Genomic DNA, 19,284 nt, shown 5'->3' with positions numbered 1-19,284 from the left:
GGCAGTTCCGGCCTGTCGCGCGCCACGAGGGTGCGCCGGGAAATGTCTATGCAATATGCATGCCATAACCTCCTAATGTTCTGGCAATTCACAGCACGACCGGCGCCGCGCCCCGGGCTGGCACGGCAATTGCGCAGGTCCGGGCTGCAATACGGATGTTTCGGCACCTCCGTGAAGCGGCGGGCTGCCCCGCCCTCCGGGCGCGCCGTGTCGACCATGAAGCCGCCAGATCGTATGAAACCGGAAAGAACACAGAGATGAACACCATGGACAGCCAGCCTTTCGACTATGACGGGATCACCGTGCCGCCGCTGGACAAGATCTTTCGCGCCGAAAGCGTGGCCATCGTCGGCGCCTCGCCCAAGCCCGGCGCGCGCAACCGGATCGTCAAGGTCCTGATCAAGCACGGCTTTACCGGCCGCATCTATCCGGTCTCTCCCAGCGCCGACGAGGTCGAGGGGCACAAGGCCTACAAGACCCTGGCCGATCTGCCCGAGGTGCCCGACGTGGCGCTGATCATCACCCCGGCGGCCACCGTGCCCGGGCTCATCGGGGAATGCGGCGAAAAGGGCATCACCTGCGCCATCGTCTACAGCGCCGGGTTCGAAGAGATCGAGTCGGGCAAGGAACTTGCGGCGCAGCTCAAGGCGGCGGCGCGCAAGCACAACGTGCATGTGCTGGGGCCGAACGGTCAGGGCGTCTGGTCGATCAGGGCCAATACCATGCTGACCTTCGGTGCCGCCGCCTTCGGGCTCGACACGCTGCGCCATTCGCCCATCGCCATCGTCAGCCAGTCCGGCGCGCTTGCCGGCGCCATCGGCAATTACCTGCAACGCAACGGGCTCGGCTGCTCCTATATCGTCAGCGTCGGCAACGAGTCCTGCATGGATGCGCTCGACGCGCTGGCCTGGGTGATCGAGCAGGAGGACGTGCGCGTCGTGGCGCTCTATCTCGAAGGGCTCGACAACGCGGCGCGGTTCATTCCCATCGCCGCGCGGGCGCGCGAGAGGGGCGTGCAGATCGTCACGCTCAAGGCCGGGCGCTCGGCCTTCGGACAGGAGGCTACCGCCTCGCATACCGGCAAGATCGCCTCGCCCTACGGCATCTACAGCGATGTGCTGGATCAGGCGGGCATCATCATGGTCGAGAGCCTGGGCGAGGCCATGGCGGCGGTCGAGGTGCTGTCCTTCATGCCCGATCCGCGCGTCTCCGGCGACCCGCTGGGCGGCATCTCGGTGATGAGCTCCTCGGGCGGCGCCGGCGCGCTGCTGGCCGATCACAGCGACGAGCGCGGGCTGCCGATGGCGACCTTCAGCGACGACGCGGCGGCGAAGCTGGAGACCATCCTGCCGGAATTCGCCCGCAAGGCGAACCCGGTGGATCTCACCGGCCAGATCCGCTCCTTCCCCAACCTCTTCCGCGACACGTTGGCGGTGCTCAACGACGATCCGCGCACCGAGGCGATCGTGGTGCAGTTCGCCTCCTCGGGCCTGCGCGACCTGATCGACAACGGCGACGATTTCAAGACTGCCGCCCGGACCAGCGGCCTGCCCATCATCATCACCTTTGCCGCCGAAAAGGTGGATACCGCCACAAAGGAAGAGTTCATGCAGGCGGGCATCCTGCTCTCGGACGACCCGGCAAAGACCATGCAGGCGCTGAAATGGCTCTATGACCGCAAGCGCTTCACCGGGATCGAGATCGCCCCCCGGGAGAAATCGCAGCCGGACCTCACCCCGCCGCAGAGCTGGGAGGAGATGATGGATTTCCTCGAAGGCGCCCATGTGACGCCCGCGCCCTGGCGCATCATCCAGGCGAACGAAAGCGCGGCAGAGGCCTGCGCCGGGCTGAGCTATCCGCTGGTGGTCAAGGTGCTGCCCGATGCCGCCGAGCACAAGACCGAGCTGGGGCTGGTCAAGCTCAAGGTGATGACGCCCGAGGATGTGGATGCCCATGCCGCCGAGTTCCGCAGGATCCTGAACAAGCCGGATCTGCCGGTGCTGGTGCAGGAGATGGTGACGGACGGAGTCGAGGTGGTGCTCTCCTGTCTCGGCAACACCGATTTCGGGCCGGTTCTGTCGATCGGCTCTGGCGGCGTGGCGATCGAGCTGTATCGCGACGTGACCTATCTGTCGCTGCCGGTGACACCGGAGCAGGTCGAGGCGAGCCTGAAGAAGCTCAAGCTCTGGACCCTGCTGCAAGGCTTCCGCGGCGCGCCCAAGGCCGATATCGACGCGCTGGTGAAAGCGGCGGTGGGTTTCGGCGACATGATCCTGCGCACCCCGGCGCTGGCCGAGGCCGAGGTCAACCCGGTGCTGGTGCGCCCCGAGGGCCAGGGGCTGGTGGCGGTCGATTTCCTCGGCACCACGCGCGAGTGACGGCGACGCGCCCGGATGCGGTGACGCATCCGGGCGCGGTTTGCGCAAACTACGGAGACGTTGGGAAAAGCGACGTCAGCAGTCGCCGCGCCATCGCCGGCCCGTGGGGTGGCGAGCCGAGGATTGAACCTCTCGATTTATCCCAGCCAAATCCGAAAGACCTCGACACGCGGCACTGATGTCACCAAATCGCCAGCCCGTCACGCCGAAGGCGTGCCGATTATTAACGGCGCACCTTTGGTGCGACGGGGCGGGCCGGCGATGGCGCGGCGGCCTGCGGCCTTGTCCCGCGCCCAGCGTCGAGGGCATCATGGAGATGATGGCCCCCTACTCCCGGAACAAAACCCCCGCCTGCGCTTCCACGAGCTTCGAGATCTCGTCGATATTCGCCTCCGGCCCGAGCTCATTCGACGCCGCCTGCAACATCCCCCGCGCGAGCTGGCCGAACTGCAGCGGCGCGCCGCTGTCCATGGCGAGCTGCGTCGCGAGGTTGAGATCCTTCAGCATCAGCGCCAGCGCGAATTGCGGCTGCGGCAGCCCGTGTGCCAGCGCCGGCAGCATCGTCTCCGACGATTTGCTGCGCGCGCCGCCGGCATTCAGCACCTCCACCATGGTCTCCATGGCGATGCCGTTCTTCACCCCCACCGCAACCCCTTCGAGCATCGCGAAGCGGTTGCAGGTGCTGATCGTGTTGTTCACCAGTTTCAGAACCTGCCCCGAGCCGATGGGGCCGCAAAACGTATGGTTCGGCCCGATCCGGTCAAAGACCGGCACCGCGCGGGCATAGCTCTCTTCCGCACCGCCGATCATCATGGCAATGGTCCCGGCAAGCGCCCCCTTGGCACCGCCCGAAACCGGCGCGTCCAGCATCTCGACACCGCGCTCCGCCAGTTCCGCCGCAAGCTTGCGCGTCTCGGACGGATCGCCGCTGGTCTGGTCGATCACCAGCTTTCCGGGCGTGAGCCCCTCGGCCAGCCCGCCCGGCCCAAAGATCGCCGCGCGCACATTGGCCGAGCGCGGCAGGCAGAGCAGCACGACGTCACAGGCCCGCGCCATCGCGGCGGCACTCTCGGCCACCTCCGCGCCCTCGGCGGCAAAACCGTCGCAGAGATCCGCGTTCAGGTCGAACACCGTGAGCGGGCCGGAGACCATCAACCGCCGCGCCAGCGCGCCGCCCATGGCGCCCAATCCGATATAGCCCAGTTTCATGGCTTTCCCCTCAGTCGTCGGTATCCGGCACCACCTGCGTGCCCGACATCCGGTCGACGATCCGCGCCACCTCGTTCACCTGGGCGTCGCGGCCGATCTCGTTGATGCACATGGTGTAAAATTCGCGCACCAGATTGCCGAACATCATCGTCACATCCGAGGCGATTCCCAGCTCGGTCGCCAGCCGCACATCCTTGTGCGCGAGGCCGAGGGTAAAGCCCGAGTCGAGCTTGCCGGTCAGCACCCGCGGCGCCATCGTGTGTTCGAGAAAGAAATTCCGCGCCGAGCCGCGGCTGAGGATCTCGACCGCCTTTTCCGGCTTCAGCCCGTTCTTGGCGGCCATGGCCACCACTTCTAAGGTCATCAGCCGCTGCGCCGAGAACATCAGGTTGTTGGCGAGCTTGGCGACATAGCCGGTGCCGAAATCGCCCGCATGGATCGCGTTGGGGCTGATCGCGGCGAGGATCGGCGCCACCCGCGCGAACTGCGCCTCGGTGCCGCCCACAAGCATGGCAATCGTGCCCGCATTGGCGCCTTCCGGCCCGCCGGTGACCGGCGCGTCGACCATATCGACGCCCTGCTCCGCCAGCCTTGCCGCCAGCTTGCGCGACAGGATCGGATCGCCCGAGGTCTGGTCGATCACCATACTCCCCGGCCGTAGCGCCCCGGCAATCCCCTCCTCGCCAAAGAGCAGGCTTTCCACATGCTGAGAGGTGGGCAGGCAGAGCAGCACCGTGTCACAGGCCCCGGCCAGCGCCGCCGCAGACTCCGCCACGTCGGCCCCGGCCAACGCCGCGCAGGCCTCGGCACTGCGGTCGTAGACTGTGAGCGGCCCCGCCGCCAGCAGACGGCGCGCCAGCGGCGCGCCCATATTGCCCAGACCGATATAGCCGATGCCCATGCCTGCCCCTTCGCCTAGCCTTTGCCGCCCCCGGCAGAGGGCAGCCCGTCGTTATAGGGCACCGCTGCCGCGGCCCCCATAGGGTCGGAGGGGCGTTTCTCCACCAGCGCCTGGAGCCCCTCGCGGAACTCCACCGAGCTCATCGCCAGCACCTGGCCGAAGCCTTCGTAATCCATCAGCTCGTCGAGGCTGCTCTCGAAGCTCTTGAGCAGCAGCTGCTTGGCCACGCCCATCACCTCGGCAGGCCCGGCGGCAAGCTTTTCGGCCATGGCGATACCCTCGGCATCGACCTGATCGTCGGGCACGACCTTGAGCGCGAGACCGTTGTCGACGATCTCCTGCGCGTTCCACGACCCGTTCGTGTAGATGAAATTCCGCGTCCGCGAGAGGCCGATGGTGCGCGGCAGGGTGTAGAGCGTCAGGCAGTCCGGCACCGCACCGAGACGGAAGAACCCGGCGCTGAACTTGGCGCTTTCGCCGACGATCACCAGATCGGTCATCAGCGCCAGCCCCATGCCGCCGCCGATCGCCACGCCGCGCACGCCGCAGACGACGGGGCGGTTGAGCTTCATCAGCGGCGGAAACAGCGAGGCCGCGTGACGGAAGCGGCGATGAACCGGCCAGGGCTCATTGGCATCGGTCAGCATCCGCAGATCGCCGCCGGCACAGAAATTCTTGCCCTTGGCGGTGAGATAGACCGCGCGGACGGTGTGGTCGTCCTCGATCTCGCGCACGATATCGCGCAGCGACATGCGCATCTCGCGCGTGAGCGAGTTGCTCGCCTTTTCATTGGCGAGCCGGATGATCAGGACCGGCCCGCGCTGCTCGGTCTCCACATGGGGGTATTCCTTGATCATTCCGCCGCCTCCGTCTTGGGCACGGCCACGCCGGTGCTGGAGCGCGAGCGGTTGCGCCCGCCATCCACGACGATATCGGCGCCGGTGATGTACTGGCCCGCATCCGAGCAGAGGAAGACGGCGGCATTGGCGATATCGGCGGTCTTGCCGAATTCACCCAGCGGGATCGAGGAAAGCTCCAGCTCCTTGCGGCCCGCATCCTCATAGATCCGCTTCACCCCTTCGGTGTCGCCAATGGCGCCGGGGGCGATGGTGTTGCAGCGGATGCCGTCGCGGCCCCATTCGCCGCAAAGTGTCCGCATCAAGGACATGATGCCCGCCTTGGCGGCGCCAGCATGCGCACAGCCCGGCCAGCCTTCGAGCGCGCGGGTGGTCGAGATCGCGATGAAACGCCCGCCATGGGACGACGCCTTGAGCGCCGGATAGGCCGCCTTGGCGCAGTGGAAGGTGCCGTTGAGGTCGATATCGACCACGGTGCGCCAGGCATTGGCCGACATCTCGGCGGCCGGCACGACGAAATTGCCGGCGGCGTTGGCGATCATCACGTCGAGCCCGCCATAGGCCTCCACCGTGGCCTGCACCGCCGCCGCGACCGCCTCGGGGTCGCGCACGTCGCAGGTGACGGCCATCGCCTCGGCGCCCATCTCCTTGAGCTGGCTCACCGCGCCTTCGAGCCGTTCGGCATTGCGGCTGGCCAGCACCAGCTTGGCGCCCGCCGCCGCAAAGGCCTTGGCGATGCCGAAACCGATGCCGCTGCCGCCGCCGGTGATCAGCGCGACCCGGCCCGCAAGCGCGTCAGGTGTAAAGGTCATATCCGTTGCTCCTTGTGCTTTCGCCGGGGCCCGAGCCCGGCGGATTGCGCGGGACCATGCAAATGCAATGCCAACCGCCGGACGCGCTCAGGCCGCCGCATCCTCCAGCACCATGGCGGCGCATTTCTCGCCGACCATCATGCAGGGGATATTGGTGTTGCCCGAGGGCACGGTGGGCATGATCGAGGCATCCGCCACGCGCAGCCCGTCGATCCCGTGCACCCGCAGCCGCTCGTCCACCACCGCCATCGGGTCGTGCCCCATGCGGCAGGTGCCCACCATGTGATGGGTGATCTGCCCGGTCTCGCGGATGAAATTCAGGATCTCCTCGTCGCTCTGCACCTGCTTGCCCGGCGCCAGCTCCTCGCCGACAGCCGAGGCCATGGGCTCGGTGGCGATGATCTCGCGCGCGCGGCGCACCGCGAGGATCGCGGTCTGCCGGTCGTTCTCGGTCTCCAGAAAGCGGAAGGCGATCTTCGGCGGGTCCAGCGGATCGGACGAGCGGATATGGATATTCCCCGCGCTCTCGGTGCGCTGAAGATGGGAGTACATGAAGAACCCGTCCTCCTTCGACATGCGCCGGCCCTCGCCGGTCTTCAGCTCGATCAGGAAGGGCGCGACCACCATCATGATATCCGGCACGTCCTTTTCCGGGCGCGACTTCATGAAGACCCGCATCGTGCCGATGCCCTGCGAGATGAAGCCGGTGCGCAGCAGCCCGTAGCGCAGCACCTCTTTCACCAGGCCGATCCCCCTGCCCCGTTTCGACAGCGAAATCCCCGGCTTGCTGAAGCGCCATTTCAGGATGGCAGCGTAGTGATCGCGCAGGTTCTCGCCCACGCCGGGCAGTTCGTGTGTCGGCGTCACGCCGTGTTCCGTCAGGATATCCGGATTGCCGATACCCGACAGCTCCAGAAGCTTCGGCGAGTTCGCCGCGCCGCAGGAGACGATCACCTCGCGCTTGGCAAAGACCTCCTCGTTCTGGCCGTTGCGCATGAAGCGCACGCCGATGCAGCGCTTGCCGTCGAGGATCAGCGAGGTCACCTCGGCGCCAGTGATAATATCGAGCCGGCCCGCACGCCGTGCCGGTTCGAGATAGCGGTTGGCGGTGCTGTGGCGCTTGCCGCGCTGCACAGTCTGCTGCGCCATGGCGACGCCTTCCTGCGTCTCGCCGCTATAGTCCTTGTTATGAGGCAGCCCCGCCGCCTTGGCCGCCGAGATGAAGAGATCGTAAAAGGGCGTGATCTTGCTCGCCTCGGTCACCCGGATCGGCCCCGAACGGCCGCGATATTTGTCCTCGCCGATATCGGTACTCTCGAGCTTTTTCAGATAGGGCAGGATATCGTCATAGCCCCAGCCCCGGCAGCCCATCTGCGCCCAGGTGTCGTAATCGACGCGCTGGCCGCGATTGTAGATCGTGCCGTTGATCGAGCTCGACCCACCCAGCATCTTGCCGCGCGGCACATAGATCTGGCGCCCGCCGAGATCCGGGTTGGGCTCCGAGCGGTAGCGCCAGTTCACCTTGGGATTGTCGATCAGGAACGGCGTCGCGGCGGGTGGCTGGGTAAAGATATAGCTGCTCTCCTTGGTCCCTGCCTCCAGGCAGAGAACCCTGTATTTGCCGCTCTCGGCCAGCCGCGCGGCGACAACGCCCCCCGCCGAGCCCGATCCGATCACGATATAGTCGTAAGTGCCGGCCACCAGTCCTGTCCTTCCCGATCTTTGCTGTGGTGTACCGCCCGGCCCGGGCGGCACGGGAGTCTCGCTCACTCGGCGCCCTGAAGCTCGCGCGCCACGTCGCTGAGGCGCGGGTTGCGCAGGGTGCTGGAGCCGTGATGCCGGTCGGCGAGCTTGTAGCCGAGCGCGTCCTCGGCGATCACGATCTTCTGCACATTGGCGGTGCCCTCGCCGGTGTAGAACATGTCGGAATAGGCCTTGAGATAAGAGATCTTGTACTCGGTCGAGAGCCCGTAACCGCCAAAGATCTGCTGCGCCTTGTCGGCCACGAATTTCGCAGTGAGCGAGGCGTGATACTTGGCGATGGAGGCGATGCGGTTCGACGGCAGGTTGGCGTCGAGACATTGCGCGGCATGATAGATCAGCGTGCGGCTGGCCTCGATCTGCGCCGACATGTCGGCGATGTCCGACTGGATCATCTGGAACTTGCCGATCGGGCTGCCCTTGATCACCCGCTCATTGGCGTATTTCACCGCCTCGTCGAACGCCGCCCGCGCGATCCCCAGCGCCTTGGCCGCCACCGTCACCCGGCCCGGCTGAAGCGCGCGCATGGCGATCTTAAAGCCGTCGCCCTCCTTGCCGATCAGGTTCTCCACCGGCACGGTGAAATCGTCGAGGAAGAGCGCATTGGTGCGGAAGGCCTTGGAAAGCCCCATCATCGGCACCGGCTGCGCCGTCCAGCCGGGGTATTTCTTCGGCTCCACGATAAAGGCCGAGACGCCTTTGGCGCCGGCATCGGGGTCGGTCTTGCAGACCAGCACGCCGACATCGGTCTCGTTGGCAAGCGACGCCCACATCTTCGATCCGTTGATCTTGTAGACATCGCCCTCGCGTTTCGCGACGGTCTTCATCGCCCCCAGCGCGTCCGAGCCGCCGCCCGGCTCGGTCAGGGACATCATGCCGATGGTCTTGCCCGCCACCAGGTTGGGGACGTATTTCATCACCTGCTCGGGCGTTCCGCCGTAATAGATGAAGTTCGGGCAGGTCGAGCTTTGCTGGTTAAGACAGGCGGCAAAGCGGATATCGTTGCGCGCCACCTCTTCCTGAATGACCACGGCGGCGAGATAGCCCAGATCGGTGCCGCCGACGGATTCCGGGAACACCGCGCCAAAGAACCCGGCTTCGCCCGCCTTGAGGACCAGATCGCGCGGCGCCTCGCCGCGCTCCTCATAGCCGTCCATCACCGGATTGACCTGCGTCTCCATGAACTTGATGACGCTGTCACGGATCGCCGGGATCTCCTCGGGCAGAAACTCGTCCATTCGTGCTCTCCTTGTCCTGTCTCCGCGCCGCTCGGGCGCACGGCTTGCGATGCGATTTCGGCGGGTCCGCGCGCCTGACGTCAGAGGCGCCTCCCCGGTCCGCTCGGCACCGGGACATGCAATTGCCGTGCCAAATGGCCTGCATTTACCCTATAAATGTAAATACAATAATCGCCGGCCTCTGGCACGGGATTTGCATCCCTCCTGTCAACACATTATGCGAAACGGGCCCGCCCCGACCGGGACAACCGGCACTGCAGGGGATGGGCCCAACACCATCCGCGCCGCCCGCGCGGATGTCCGAAGATCAAGGTTGCGATGCCGCAAATCCCAGGACCGCTCAAAATTCTCCCCGTCTATGCGATTGCCGCGGCGGGCGGGTTCGCCTTCTACAAGCTCGGGCTGCCGCTGCCCTGGATGATCGGCCCGCTGGTCGCCACCGCGGCGCTGGCCTTTTCGGAACGCTTCGAGATCCGCATCCCGGTGCAGACCCGCCCCTTCGGACAGGGGGTCGTCGCCGCGCAGGTCGGGCTCTCCTTCTCGCCGGCGGTGTTCGCGCAGCTTCTGCAAATGGCGCCGCTGCTCGTCGGCATGGCGCTGATGATCATCTTCGTGGGTTTCGCCATCGCGCTGGTGCTGTCGCGCATGGCACGCATCCCGCTGACCTCGGCGATGATCGCCACGCTGCCGACCAGCCCGGTCGAGGCGGCGGTGGTCGCCGAGCGCTACAACTTCCCGCCGGCGCCGATCATCCTGTCGCAGACCATGCGGATCTCGACCGTGGTGGTGCTGATCCCCACCGCGATCTTCTTCATCGACGGCGAGCTGGGCCGCACCGCGCGGCAGATGAACACCGCCTTCCACATCCCCAGCCTGCTGGCGCTCGCCGGACTGTCGATGCTGGGCATGTGGCTTTTTTTCAAGCTGCGCATCTCCAACCCCTATTTCCTCGGGCCGCTCGCGCTCAGCTCCATCGTGACGGCGGCAGGGGTAGAGCTGGTGCCCTTCCCCTCGCTGGTGCTCTGGGCGGCGCAGGTGGTGCTGGGCACCTGGCTCGGCTCGAATTTCCGCCGCTCGCTCTTTACCTCCGCCGGGCGGATGGTGATGGCCTCCGTGGTCTCCACGCTGCTCTTCATCGTCGCCTCGGCGCTGATCGCGGCGTCGCTGTCGCAGGTGGTGGGGATGAGCTGGGAAACGCTGGTGCTGGCCTCCACCCCCGGCGGGGTGACCGAAATGGCGCTCACCGCCAAGTTCCTCGGCATCGACGTGGCGCTGATCACCGCCTTCCATCTGGTGCGGATCTTTATCGTGGTGCCCAGCATTCCGCATATCATCGACCGGCTGCACCGCTACGAAAACCGCTGAGCGGCCGGCTTCGGCACGGATTTTGCAGGCTTTCCCGCTGAAACCCGGGGCGGGGCCCGCGCCGGACCTGAGAGCGCGGACGCGACGCGGAAGGTGTCGCGCGCCGCGCTCGGAGACCAACGGCAGGAGTCCATGACCGACACCCAAGACATTTCGCAGGATTTCGCCCGGCTCACCGCCGGCACCCGCTACGAGGACATCCCCGAGGCGGCGCGTGACCGCGCCAAGCAGAGCATCCTCGACACGCTGGGGGTGATCGTCGCCGCCAGCACGCTGGAGCCCGCCGTGGCCCCGGCGGTCGAGCTGGCGATGGAAAGCGGCGGGCGGGGCGAGGCGACGGTGCTGGGCTGGGGCACGCGCATCCCGGCGCTGATGGCGTCCTTCGCAAACGGGCTGATGGCGCATTGTCTGGATTTCGACGATCACGCGCCGGAGGGCCACCACCCCAGCACCTCGATCATTCCGCCCTGTTTCGCGCTGGCCGAAGCGCGCGGCGGCATCTCGGGCAAGGAGATGATCGCCGCCACCGCCATCGGGCAGGACATCTTCCTCCGCCTGCGCCGCAACGTGGGCTGGCGGCAGGACTGGCACCTCACCACCGTCTGCGGCGCCTTTTCCGGCGCGGCCTCGGCGGCGCGGGTGCTGGGGCTGTCCCAGGCGCAGATCGTCAGCGCCTTCGGCATCGCGGGCATGCAGAGCGCCGGCACGCTGGAAATGGCCTATGGCACCGGCAGCGACATTCGCGGCATGTATGCGGGCTTTGTCAGCAAGGCCGCCACGCTCTCGGCGCAGATGGCCGGGCGCGGGATCATCGGGCCGTCGACGATCTTCGAAGGCAAGGCCGGGTTCTTCGCCACCTATTTCGACGGCAAATACGACCGCCCGGCGATGCTGGCGGGCTTGGGCTCGGAATTCACCGGCGAGTCGCTGCTCTACAAGGCCTGGCCCTCCTGCGGGGTGAGCCATTCCTTCATCCACGCCACCGCCGGGCTGATGCGCGACGAGGGGATCGCGCCCGAGGACATCAGGGAAATCCGCGTCTTCGTCGGCGATTTCCAGCACAAGCTCTGCCTGCCGCTGGAGGCCCGCCGCGCGCCGAAACTGCCGGCGGATGCGAAATTCTCGATCCCCTACACCATCGGCGTGGCGGCGGCGAACGGCACCGTGCGGCTGGCCGATTTCACGCCGGAGGGGCTGAAGAACCCCGCCGCACTGGCGGTGGCGCAAAAGGTCGTGCCGGTGCCCGACCCGGCGGCGAACTGGTCCGGACATCTGCCGAAGGGTCGCATCGAGATGGAGTTGCATGACGGGCGCGTGCTCTCGCGCGTCGGCGACAAGGTGCCCGGCGAGGAGGATGCGCCGATGGACTGGGATTACCTGATAGAAAAGTTCCGCGAGGCGGCGTCTTTCTCGCGCAAACCGCTTGCGCCCGAGGCCATCGAGCGCGCCCAGCAGATGGTCCGCGATCTCGAAACGCTGGAGGATGCCACCGATGTCATCCGCGCGCTGAGCTGAGGGGAACGCCATGGACGCCACCACCCTCCGCCTCGCCGAAACCGTCGCCCGCATGGATCTCGCCACGCTCTCGGACGAGACCGTGACCCAGGCCAAGCGCCGCATCGTGGATGCCATCGCCTGCGCCATGGGCGCCTTTGAGGAGCCGTTCTGCGAGACCATCCGGGGCGTCAGCGCGCGCTATTCCGGCACCTCGACCGCGCGGATCTGGGGCACCGATCTGGTCAGCTCCGTCGAGATGGCGGGCTTCGCCAATGGCACGGTGATGCGCTATCTCGATCTCAACGACACCTTCCTCGGCGCCTCCGCCGGGCACCCGAGCGACATGATCCCGGCGCTGATCGCGCTGGCCGAGGCGACCGGCGCCTCCGGTGCCGCGCTGATCGGGGCCATCGTCGCGGCCTATGAGCTTTATTGCGGGCTTTGCGACGCCACCGCGCTGGGGCCGCAGGGGCTCGACCAGTCGACCGGCGCGGCGCTCGGCGCGGCGGGCGGGGCGAGCCGGCTGCTGGGTCTGGATGTGCCGGCCACCGGCAATGCCATCGCGCTGGCGGTGGGCGCCAATCTCAACCTCTACAATGTGCGCTGCGGCACGCTGTCGGACTGGAAGGCCTGCGCCGGTCCCAACGGTGCCCGAAACGGCGTCTTCGCCGCGCTGCTGGCCCGCGAGGGCGTCACCGGCCCGACGGCGGTGTTCGACGGCAAGGGCGGGCTCTCGACCGTGCTGCAACCGCTGGCCTTCCGCGACGATCCGACCGCGCCGCCGCGCCTGCTGGAGACGCGGCTCAAGGCCTATCCGGTCTGCTATCACGGCCAGTCCGCCGTCGACGCCGCCATCGAGCTGGCGGCAAAGATCGACCCGGCACAGGTCGCCCGCGTGCTGGTCGAGACCTATGAGGCCTCGGCAAAGATGATGGGCGGCGATCCCACCCGCTGGGCGCCGGAAACCCGCGAAACCGCCGATCACAGCCTGCCCTTCACCGTGGGCGTGGCGCTGACCACCGGACGGCTGACCTCGGGCGATTACGCCGCCGCGCGGCTGGTGGATCCGGAGCTGCGCGCCTTCATGGCAAAGATCGAGGTGCGGGAATGTGCGGAGATGAGCGACACATACCCGGCGCGTAATCACACGCGGATCACCGTGATGCTTGCGGACGGCCAGGGCCTGAGCGCCGAGCGGCTGCAACCCAAGGGCCACCCGGACAACCCGCTGTCGCAGGAGGAGCTGGGCGAGAAGCTCGCCAATCTCTGGCCCGGCGCGGTGCTGCCCGGGGCGCGGGTCGCTCAGGTGATCGGGCTGGTCGACGGGCTCGACCGGGCGGCCTCGGTCGCGCCGCTGGTCGATGCGCTTTGTCCGAGGGGATAGAGAGGCGGCCCCATCCGACAGTTGAGCGGTGACAGGGCGCGGAACAAGGCCGCAGGCCGCCGCGCCATCGCCGGCCCGTTCCCTCGGGCTGGCGATTTGGTCACGCTGGCGCAACGTGTCGAGGTCATTCGGATTTGGCTGGGATAAATCGAGAGGCTCAGAGGTAAGATCGCCAACCCACGGGCCGGCGATGGCGCGGCTTGTCTAAAGCTGGTATCGTTGGCTGGCAATCCGCCCAAACCTCACGACATCACCCCAACCGTCCCCTGCCCGCTCTCCACATCGTCGAGCGTGTCCTTCACCTGCTCGATGAAGGTCGCCAGCGTCGGCTCTATCGCGCCGCGCCGCCAGATCAATGTAAAGCGCACCGGCAGATCCACCCCGATCAGCGGCAGGATGCGCACGCTGTCGGGATAGCTCATGCGCGGCGAGTTCACCACGATGCCGATCCCCATCCCGACCGAGATCAGATTGACCTGCGTCGCGATATTGCCGACCTCCTGGATCACCCTCGGGCTGAAGCCTTCGGCCAGGCACATGGTCTCGAGCTGCGTGAGCCGCGGTGTCACGTTCGAGCGCTGCACCACGATCAGCCCGTCATTGGCCAGATCCTGAAGCCTCACCGCCGCCTGCGCCGCAAGCGGATGGTCCGACGGCATCGCCACCGCCAGCCCGCCGAGATCGAGCTCCAGCGAGTCGAGATCGTCGATCGCCATGAAATCCGACACCGTCCCCGGCGGCCAGGCGCTGCCCTCGGGCACATAGACAAAGCCCGCATCCAGCCGCCCGGCGCGCACCGCCGGAATTTGCCGGCTGCTCGGCATCTCGTGCAGAGAAATGTCGATCTCGGAATACTGCCGGCGCACGCCCTTGACCGTGGCGCGGAAGGCCGGGTGCAGCAGGCTCAGGCTGCCATAACCCACATTGATATTGCCGGTCTTGCCGCTGCCGATGCGCCGCGTCGTCTCGACCGCGCGGCCCAGATCCGACATCAGGATCCGCAGATCGCGCTGAAACGCCTCGCCCGCCGAGGTCAGGGTGATCTTTTGCGCGTGGCGAAAGAACAGCTTCACCCCCAGCTCGGTCTCCAGATCGGAGACCGTCTGCGACACCGCCGGCCGCGTCACGCAGAGCGTCTCGGCGGCGCGGCCGAAATGCAGCTCCTCGGCGGCGGCGAGGAAATATCTTAGATGTCGCAGCTCCATGGGCGAGACCCTCGCAAATAGCGTGCCGGGCCGGGCACCCCGCGATACCCCGCCCGGGTCAGAAGTCGATCACCACCCGCCCCGCCTGCCCGGACTTCAGCAGATCGAAACCCTCGTTGATCTGTTCGAGCCCGATCCGGTGCGAGATCAGGTTATCCTGCGTCAGCTTGCCGTCGACATACCAGTCCACCAACTGCGGAAATTGCGAGAGCGATTTCACATTGCCCAGATAGGAGCCCGTCACCCAGCGCCCCGCCTGCACCGAGCGCGGCCGGATCGGGATGGTATCGGTGACCGCCCCCGGCATGATGCCCAGCATCACCGCCATGCCCCAGCCCATGCGCGTGCTGTCCACCGCCTGCTGCGCCAGCACCGGATGGCCGACACATTCAAAGGCGTAATCCGCGCCGCCGCCGGTGATCTTGTGGATCGCTTCAACCACGCTGTCGCCCTGATAGTCGCGCGCGTCGAGGAAATGCGTCATCCCCGCCTTGCGCGCCGGGCCCTGCTTGTCGGGGTTGGTGTCGATGCCGATAATGGTCCCGGCGCCGGCCAGCCGCGCGCCGTCGATCACATTGAGCCCGATGCCGCCCAGCCCGAACACCGCCACCGAGGAGCCCGGCGCGACCTTCGCGGTGTTGAGCGCCGCGCCGATGCCGGTGATCCCGGCGCAGCCCATGCAGCAGACCTGATCCAGCGGCGCGTCGTCCCGGATCCTGGCCACCTGAAACGCCCGCACGGTCACGAACTGCGCAAATGTCCCGAGGCTGATGAAGGAGGCGACCGGTCGCCCCTTCCACGAAAGCGGCTTGCGCGGGTTCGGCTTGAAATAATGATCGCAGAGATTGCTCTTGTCGCTGCGACAGGGCGGGCACTCGCCGCATTCCGGCATCGCCAGCGGAATGACCGCATCGCCGGGTGTCAGCCGGTCGACCCCCGGCCCCACCTCGCGCACGATGCCCGCGCCCTCATGGCCGAGGATCACCGGGTAATCCGGCCAGTCGCGCGAGCCGTCGATGAGCATCTGGTCGGTATGGCAGAGCCCCGCCGATTTTATCTCGATCAGCACCTCGCCCTCGCGCGGGCCGTCGAGATCGACCTCGTCGATCACCAGCGGCTGGAGCTGGCCCGTGGCAATCGCGGCTTTGACTTTCATGCGACGTCCCCTTGTCTCTTGGTTGGCCGGGCGTGGGAGCAGCGCCCGACCGGTCCCGGATCAGCCGGCGATGCGACCCACGTTCGACGGCATGCCATCCAGGACAATCACTTTGGTTTCGAGATAGGGGTGCAGCCCCTCGGTGCCGCCCTCGCGACCCAGCCCCGACTGCTTGAACCCGCCAAAGGCCAGCCCGAGCTCGGCGCGATAGCTGTTCTGCCCCACCGTGCCGGAACGGATCTCGCGCGCGACCACATAGGCGCGGTCGTCATCATTGGTAAAGACCGAGGCGTTCAGCCCGAAATCGGTGTCGTTGGCGATGTCGATCATCGCGCTTTCATCCTCCGCCGGGATCACCGAGAGCACCGGGCCAAAGATCTCCTCGCGCGCGATGGTGAAACTGTTCTGCACATTGCCGAAGACCGTGGGCTCGACGAAATAGCCCCGGTTGAGATGTGCCGGGCGCCCGCCGCCGGCGGCAAGCTTTGCGCCCTCCTCGCGGCCCTTGGCGATATAGCCCTCCACCCGGTCGCGCTGCCGGCTCATGGCGAGCGGCCCCATCTGGCAGGCGGCCTCGAACGGATCGCCCACATTGACCTTGGCGAACTGGCTGCTCAGCGCCTCCACCATGTCGTCATGGCGGGCTTTCGACACCACGATGCGGGTCAGCGAGGCGCAGACCTGCCCGGTGAGGAAGGTGGCCTTTTCGGTGATCGCCTTGGCCGCCGTCTCGATATCGTAGTCGTCGAGGATCAGCGCCGGCGACTTACCGCCCAGCTCCAGCGTCTGGCGCGCGATGCGCCCGCCGCAGATCGCGCCGATCTTCTGCCCGGCGATGGTCGAGCCGGTAAAGGCGATCTTGTCCACGCCCGGATGCGCCACCAGCTTTTCCGAGACCTCACGGTCGGCGGTCAGAATATTGACCACCCCCTCGGGCAGCCCCGCGGCTTCTGCGGCTTCGGCGAGGATATAGGCCGAGCCCGGCGCCTCGGGCGAGGCCTTGACCACCACGCAACAGCCCGCCAGCAGCGCCGGCGCCACCTTGGAGGTGATCAGCCCCGGCGTGCCGTTCCACGGCACGATGGCGCCCACCACCCCCACCGGCTCGCGCACCAGGAGCGCCAGCTCGCCACCCGAGGCCGAGGGGTGCTTTTCCTGAAACGGGAAGGTGGAAGCCAGATCGGCGTAATAACGGTAGGTCGCGGCGATTGAGCCCATGCGCGTCGCCGCGATGGAATGCAGCACGCCGGACTCGGTCACCCAGATCCGCGCATGCCGCTCCGCCCGTTTGTCGAGTTCATCGGCCAGCGCGCGCAGATAGCCGGCGCGCTCCTCATGGCTCATGCGCGGCCACGGGCCCTTGTCAAAGGCCTGCCGGGCGGCATCCACGGCGCGGTTCACATCCGCCTCCTGCGCCTCGGCCACCACCTCGAACACCTCTTCGGTGGCGGAGTTCAGAACGGTGATCTCGTCACCGCTCGACGGGTCGGTCCAGGCGCCGCCGATATAGAATTTTCCGGGATGCCGGATCACGTCTTGAATGGTCATGTCGGGTTTCCTTTTCGGATATCCGCGCCGCTCCGGCGGCGGGGTCATTTCAGCAGGGAGGGCAGGAAGGTGATGATCTCGGGGAAGACGATCACCGCCAGAACGATGAAGAGATCGGCCAGCAGGAACCACAGCACGCCCTTGAAGATCGTGCTGAGCGCGATCTTGTCGCCGACCACGCCTTTCAGGACAAAGACGTTCAGCCCGATAGGCGGGGTGATCATCCCGATCTCGAGGTATTTCGCCAGCAGCACGCCGAACCACAGCAGGTCATAGCCGGTGTCCTTGAGGATCGGCAGCAGGATCGGCAGCGTCAGCAGCATCGCCCCGATCGGATCGAGGAACATGCCGAGCAGCAGATAGACCACGGTAATGCCCAGGAGCAGCACATAGCGGTTGGCTTCGAGATTGCTCACCAGATCGGCCAGCGCATCGCCCGAGCCGCTGAAGGCGATGAAGCGCGTCAGCATGTTTGCCCCGATGGCGATGATGAAGATTGAGGCCGAGACCATCAGCGTCTCGTAGAGCGAGTCCCACATGCGCTTCCATGTCAGCGTGCGCTTGACGAAGGCGATGATCACCGAAAGCGAGGCGCCCACCGCGCCGGCTTCGGTCGGGGTAAAGACCCCGCTGAACAGCCCGCCGAACACGCCGATCATCAGGAGCAGCACCGGCCAGATATCGGCCAGCGCGCGCAGCCGCTCGCCCCAGCCCGCATCCTCATGCGCGCGCGGCGCGAGATCGGGGTTCAGGATCACCCGGATCATGATGACCGAGACATAGGCGGCGGCGGTCAGCACCCCCACGCCCACCCCGCCGAGGAACAGCGCGCCCACCGGCACCTGCGCGATGATGCCGTAGAGGATCAGCAGGATCGAGGGCGGGATCAGCGCCCCGATGGTGCCCGCCGCCGCCACCGAGCCGGTGGCCAGCGCCGCGTCGTAGCGCGATTTCATCATCTCGGGGATGGCGATCCGCCCCATGGCCGCCGAACAGGCCAGCGACGAGCCGGTGACGGCGGCAAAGCCGGTGGCGCCGAACACCCCGGCGATGGCCAGCCCGCCCGGCAGCTTGGCCAGCCACAGCCGCGCCGCATCGAACAGCCCCTTGGTCAGCCCCGCATGGAAGCAGACAAAGCCCATCAGCACGAACATCGGCACCGAACTGAGCTGCCAGTGCGCGGCGAAACTGTAGGGGATGAGGCCCAGCGAGCCCCAGGCGGCGCTTTCGCCGACAAGGATCCACAGCCCCGAGAACGAGACCAGGATCAGCGACAGCCCGATGGGGATGCGCAGCAGGATGAGCACCAGCAGGATGGCGATGCCCGCATATCCGATTTCCGCAGGGGTCATTTGTTTTTCGGCTCCCGCTCTTCCTCCACCTCGACGGCGTTGGCACGCTCATAGGTCTCGGCAAGGGTTTGATGTTTCAGGTCAAAGCGCCGTCCCAGCAGCTTGACGGCCACCATCAGCACCATCAGCGCGGTGCCGATCGGCACGATGTAATAGGACGGCCAGGTGATGATCTTGACGCGCTGCTCGGTCTCGAAGGCGCCGACCGCGAACTTGTCGTTCGCCACCATCAGCGTCTTCCAGGTGAAGGCGGAAAACACCACCAGCGCGATCACCAGCGCCACGGCGGTCAGCGCCCGCTGGATCCGCGCGGGCAGGTGATCGGCCACCAGCTCCACGTCGATATGGCCGTTCTTGGCCTCGACCACGCAGAGGCACAGGAAGGTCACCACCACCATGTAATAGCTCGAAACCAGCGCAATGGTGCCGGGCAGCGGTTTCGAGAACAGGAATTTCGACACCACATCGGCGGTGACATGCACCATCATCAGCACGATCACGATGGCGCCGACAAAGGTCGCCGCGCGCGACAGGCCCATGACCAGTTTCTCAAACTGCGCTAACATCAGGCTCTCCTTCGGTCAGGGGAAAGGCGCCGCCCGGAGACCCCGGGCGGCACGG

At 66.7% G+C, this 19,284-nt stretch carries 15 protein-coding genes; 4 read left to right on the top strand and 11 right to left on the bottom strand.

The features are described 5' to 3' along the window. Window positions 1-257 precede the first annotated feature (257 nt). Entirely contained in the window at window positions 258-2,378 is a 2,121-nt protein-coding gene (locus Ga0080574_RS24825) for an acetate--CoA ligase family protein (protein ID WP_076706224.1), read from the top strand. A gap of 327 nt (window positions 2,379-2,705) precedes the next feature. On the opposite strand, the gene Ga0080574_RS24820 is transcribed toward Ga0080574_RS24825, so the two are convergent. From Ga0080574_RS24820 to Ga0080574_RS24795, 6 genes are all read right to left on the bottom strand, one after another. Next, entirely contained in the window at window positions 2,706-3,587 is an 882-nt protein-coding gene (locus tag Ga0080574_RS24820; protein WP_076706223.1) for an NAD(P)-dependent oxidoreductase, read from the bottom strand. A gap of 10 nt (window positions 3,588-3,597) precedes the next feature. Beyond that, on the bottom strand, window positions 3,598-4,488 hold the full coding sequence (locus tag Ga0080574_RS24815) for an NAD(P)-dependent oxidoreductase (protein ID WP_076706222.1): 891 nt from the start codon (window positions 4,486-4,488) through the stop codon (window positions 3,598-3,600). 14 nt (window positions 4,489-4,502) lie between these two features. Continuing rightward, the gene (locus Ga0080574_RS24810) at window positions 4,503-5,345 is read right to left on the bottom strand and encodes an enoyl-CoA hydratase/isomerase family protein (protein ID WP_076706221.1); all 843 of its coding nucleotides are present in this window, start codon (window positions 5,343-5,345) and stop codon (window positions 4,503-4,505) included. Continuing rightward, window positions 5,342-6,157, bottom strand: coding sequence for an SDR family oxidoreductase (locus tag Ga0080574_RS24805; RefSeq protein ID WP_076706220.1), 816 nt, complete (start codon window positions 6,155-6,157; stop codon window positions 5,342-5,344). The genes Ga0080574_RS24810 and Ga0080574_RS24805 overlap by 4 nt, the downstream gene beginning before the upstream one ends. An 87-nt stretch (window positions 6,158-6,244) precedes the next feature. Next, on the bottom strand, window positions 6,245-7,858 hold the full coding sequence (locus tag Ga0080574_RS24800) for a GMC family oxidoreductase (protein WP_237219434.1): 1,614 nt from the start codon (window positions 7,856-7,858) through the stop codon (window positions 6,245-6,247). A 65-nt stretch (window positions 7,859-7,923) separates the two neighbouring features. After that, the gene (locus tag Ga0080574_RS24795) at window positions 7,924-9,156 is read right to left on the bottom strand and encodes an acyl-CoA dehydrogenase family protein (protein ID WP_076706219.1); all 1,233 of its coding nucleotides are present in this window, start codon (window positions 9,154-9,156) and stop codon (window positions 7,924-7,926) included. Between the two features lie 318 nt (window positions 9,157-9,474). Here Ga0080574_RS24795 and Ga0080574_RS24790 point away from each other — a divergent pair, with 318 nt between their 5' ends. The 3 genes from Ga0080574_RS24790 (at window position 9,475) to Ga0080574_RS24780 (ending at window position 13,402) form a co-directional block, all read left to right on the top strand. Further along, complete coding sequence (locus tag Ga0080574_RS24790) at window positions 9,475-10,521, top strand: AbrB family transcriptional regulator (protein ID WP_083717000.1); 1,047 nt, start codon at window positions 9,475-9,477, stop codon at window positions 10,519-10,521. 132 nt (window positions 10,522-10,653) lie between these two features. Beyond that, window positions 10,654-12,036 (top strand): MmgE/PrpD family protein, encoded by a 1,383-nt coding sequence (locus Ga0080574_RS24785; protein WP_076706218.1) that lies wholly within the window; start codon window positions 10,654-10,656, stop codon window positions 12,034-12,036. A gap of 10 nt (window positions 12,037-12,046) precedes the next feature. Next, complete coding sequence (locus Ga0080574_RS24780) at window positions 12,047-13,402, top strand: MmgE/PrpD family protein (protein WP_076706217.1); 1,356 nt, start codon at window positions 12,047-12,049, stop codon at window positions 13,400-13,402. A 242-nt stretch (window positions 13,403-13,644) separates the two neighbouring features. Here Ga0080574_RS24780 and Ga0080574_RS24775 read toward each other — a convergent pair whose 3' ends face one another. Genes Ga0080574_RS24775 through Ga0080574_RS24755 form a run of 5 tightly spaced genes read right to left on the bottom strand, consistent with a single transcriptional unit; the run spans window position 13,645 to window position 19,229 of the window. After that, window positions 13,645-14,607, bottom strand: coding sequence for a LysR substrate-binding domain-containing protein (locus Ga0080574_RS24775; protein WP_076706216.1), 963 nt, complete (start codon window positions 14,605-14,607; stop codon window positions 13,645-13,647). Window positions 14,608-14,665: 58 nt separating this feature from the next. Next, window positions 14,666-15,763, bottom strand: coding sequence for an alcohol dehydrogenase catalytic domain-containing protein (locus Ga0080574_RS24770; protein ID WP_076706215.1), 1,098 nt, complete (start codon window positions 15,761-15,763; stop codon window positions 14,666-14,668). Window positions 15,764-15,823: 60 nt separating this feature from the next. Further along, window positions 15,824-17,311, bottom strand: coding sequence for an aldehyde dehydrogenase (locus Ga0080574_RS24765; protein WP_076706214.1), 1,488 nt, complete (start codon window positions 17,309-17,311; stop codon window positions 15,824-15,826). Window positions 17,312-17,355: 44 nt separating this feature from the next. Next, on the bottom strand, window positions 17,356-18,663 hold the full coding sequence (locus tag Ga0080574_RS24760; protein WP_076706213.1) for a TRAP transporter large permease: 1,308 nt from the start codon (window positions 18,661-18,663) through the stop codon (window positions 17,356-17,358). Continuing rightward, window positions 18,660-19,229, bottom strand: a complete 570-nt coding sequence (locus Ga0080574_RS24755) for a TRAP transporter small permease (protein WP_076706212.1) — start codon at window positions 19,227-19,229, stop codon at window positions 18,660-18,662. The genes Ga0080574_RS24760 and Ga0080574_RS24755 overlap by 4 nt, the downstream gene beginning before the upstream one ends. Window positions 19,230-19,284: the final 55 nt, after the last annotated feature.

Origin of the sequence: Salipiger abyssi (assembly GCF_001975705.1) — a bacterium.
Taxonomy (GTDB): domain Bacteria; phylum Pseudomonadota; class Alphaproteobacteria; order Rhodobacterales; family Rhodobacteraceae; genus Salipiger; species Salipiger abyssi.
The sequence above is the reverse complement of the archived record's forward strand: the minus strand, read 5'-3'. Positions and strand labels throughout refer to the sequence as shown.

Bases quoted from the DNA above. Each gene is read 5' to 3' on its own strand.
- Ga0080574_RS24795 (WP_076706219.1), bottom strand. From the start codon at position 9,156: ATGGACGAGTTTCTGCCCGAGGAGATCCCGGCGATCCGTGACAGCGTC.
- Ga0080574_RS24815 (WP_076706222.1), bottom strand. From the start codon at position 4,488: ATGGGCATCGGCTATATCGGTCTGGGCAATATGGGCGCGCCGCTGGCG.
- Ga0080574_RS24810 (WP_076706221.1), bottom strand. From the start codon at position 5,345: ATGATCAAGGAATACCCCCATGTGGAGACCGAGCAGCGCGGGCCGGTC.
- Ga0080574_RS24775 (WP_076706216.1), bottom strand. From the start codon at position 14,607: ATGGAGCTGCGACATCTAAGATATTTCCTCGCCGCCGCCGAGGAGCTG.
- Ga0080574_RS24785 (WP_076706218.1), top strand. From the start codon at position 10,654: ATGACCGACACCCAAGACATTTCGCAGGATTTCGCCCGGCTCACCGCC.
- Ga0080574_RS24805 (WP_076706220.1), bottom strand. From the start codon at position 6,157: ATGACCTTTACACCTGACGCGCTTGCGGGCCGGGTCGCGCTGATCACC.
- Ga0080574_RS24765 (WP_076706214.1), bottom strand. From the start codon at position 17,311: ATGACCATTCAAGACGTGATCCGGCATCCCGGAAAATTCTATATCGGC.
- Ga0080574_RS24770 (WP_076706215.1), bottom strand. From the start codon at position 15,763: ATGAAAGTCAAAGCCGCGATTGCCACGGGCCAGCTCCAGCCGCTGGTG.
- Ga0080574_RS24760 (WP_076706213.1), bottom strand. From the start codon at position 18,663: ATGACCCCTGCGGAAATCGGATATGCGGGCATCGCCATCCTGCTGGTG.
- Ga0080574_RS24825 (WP_076706224.1), top strand. From the start codon at position 258: ATGAACACCATGGACAGCCAGCCTTTCGACTATGACGGGATCACCGTG.
- Ga0080574_RS24755 (WP_076706212.1), bottom strand. From the start codon at position 19,229: ATGTTAGCGCAGTTTGAGAAACTGGTCATGGGCCTGTCGCGCGCGGCG.
- Ga0080574_RS24780 (WP_076706217.1), top strand. From the start codon at position 12,047: ATGGACGCCACCACCCTCCGCCTCGCCGAAACCGTCGCCCGCATGGAT.
- Ga0080574_RS24790 (WP_083717000.1), top strand. From the start codon at position 9,475: ATGCCGCAAATCCCAGGACCGCTCAAAATTCTCCCCGTCTATGCGATT.
- Ga0080574_RS24820 (WP_076706223.1), bottom strand. From the start codon at position 3,587: ATGAAACTGGGCTATATCGGATTGGGCGCCATGGGCGGCGCGCTGGCG.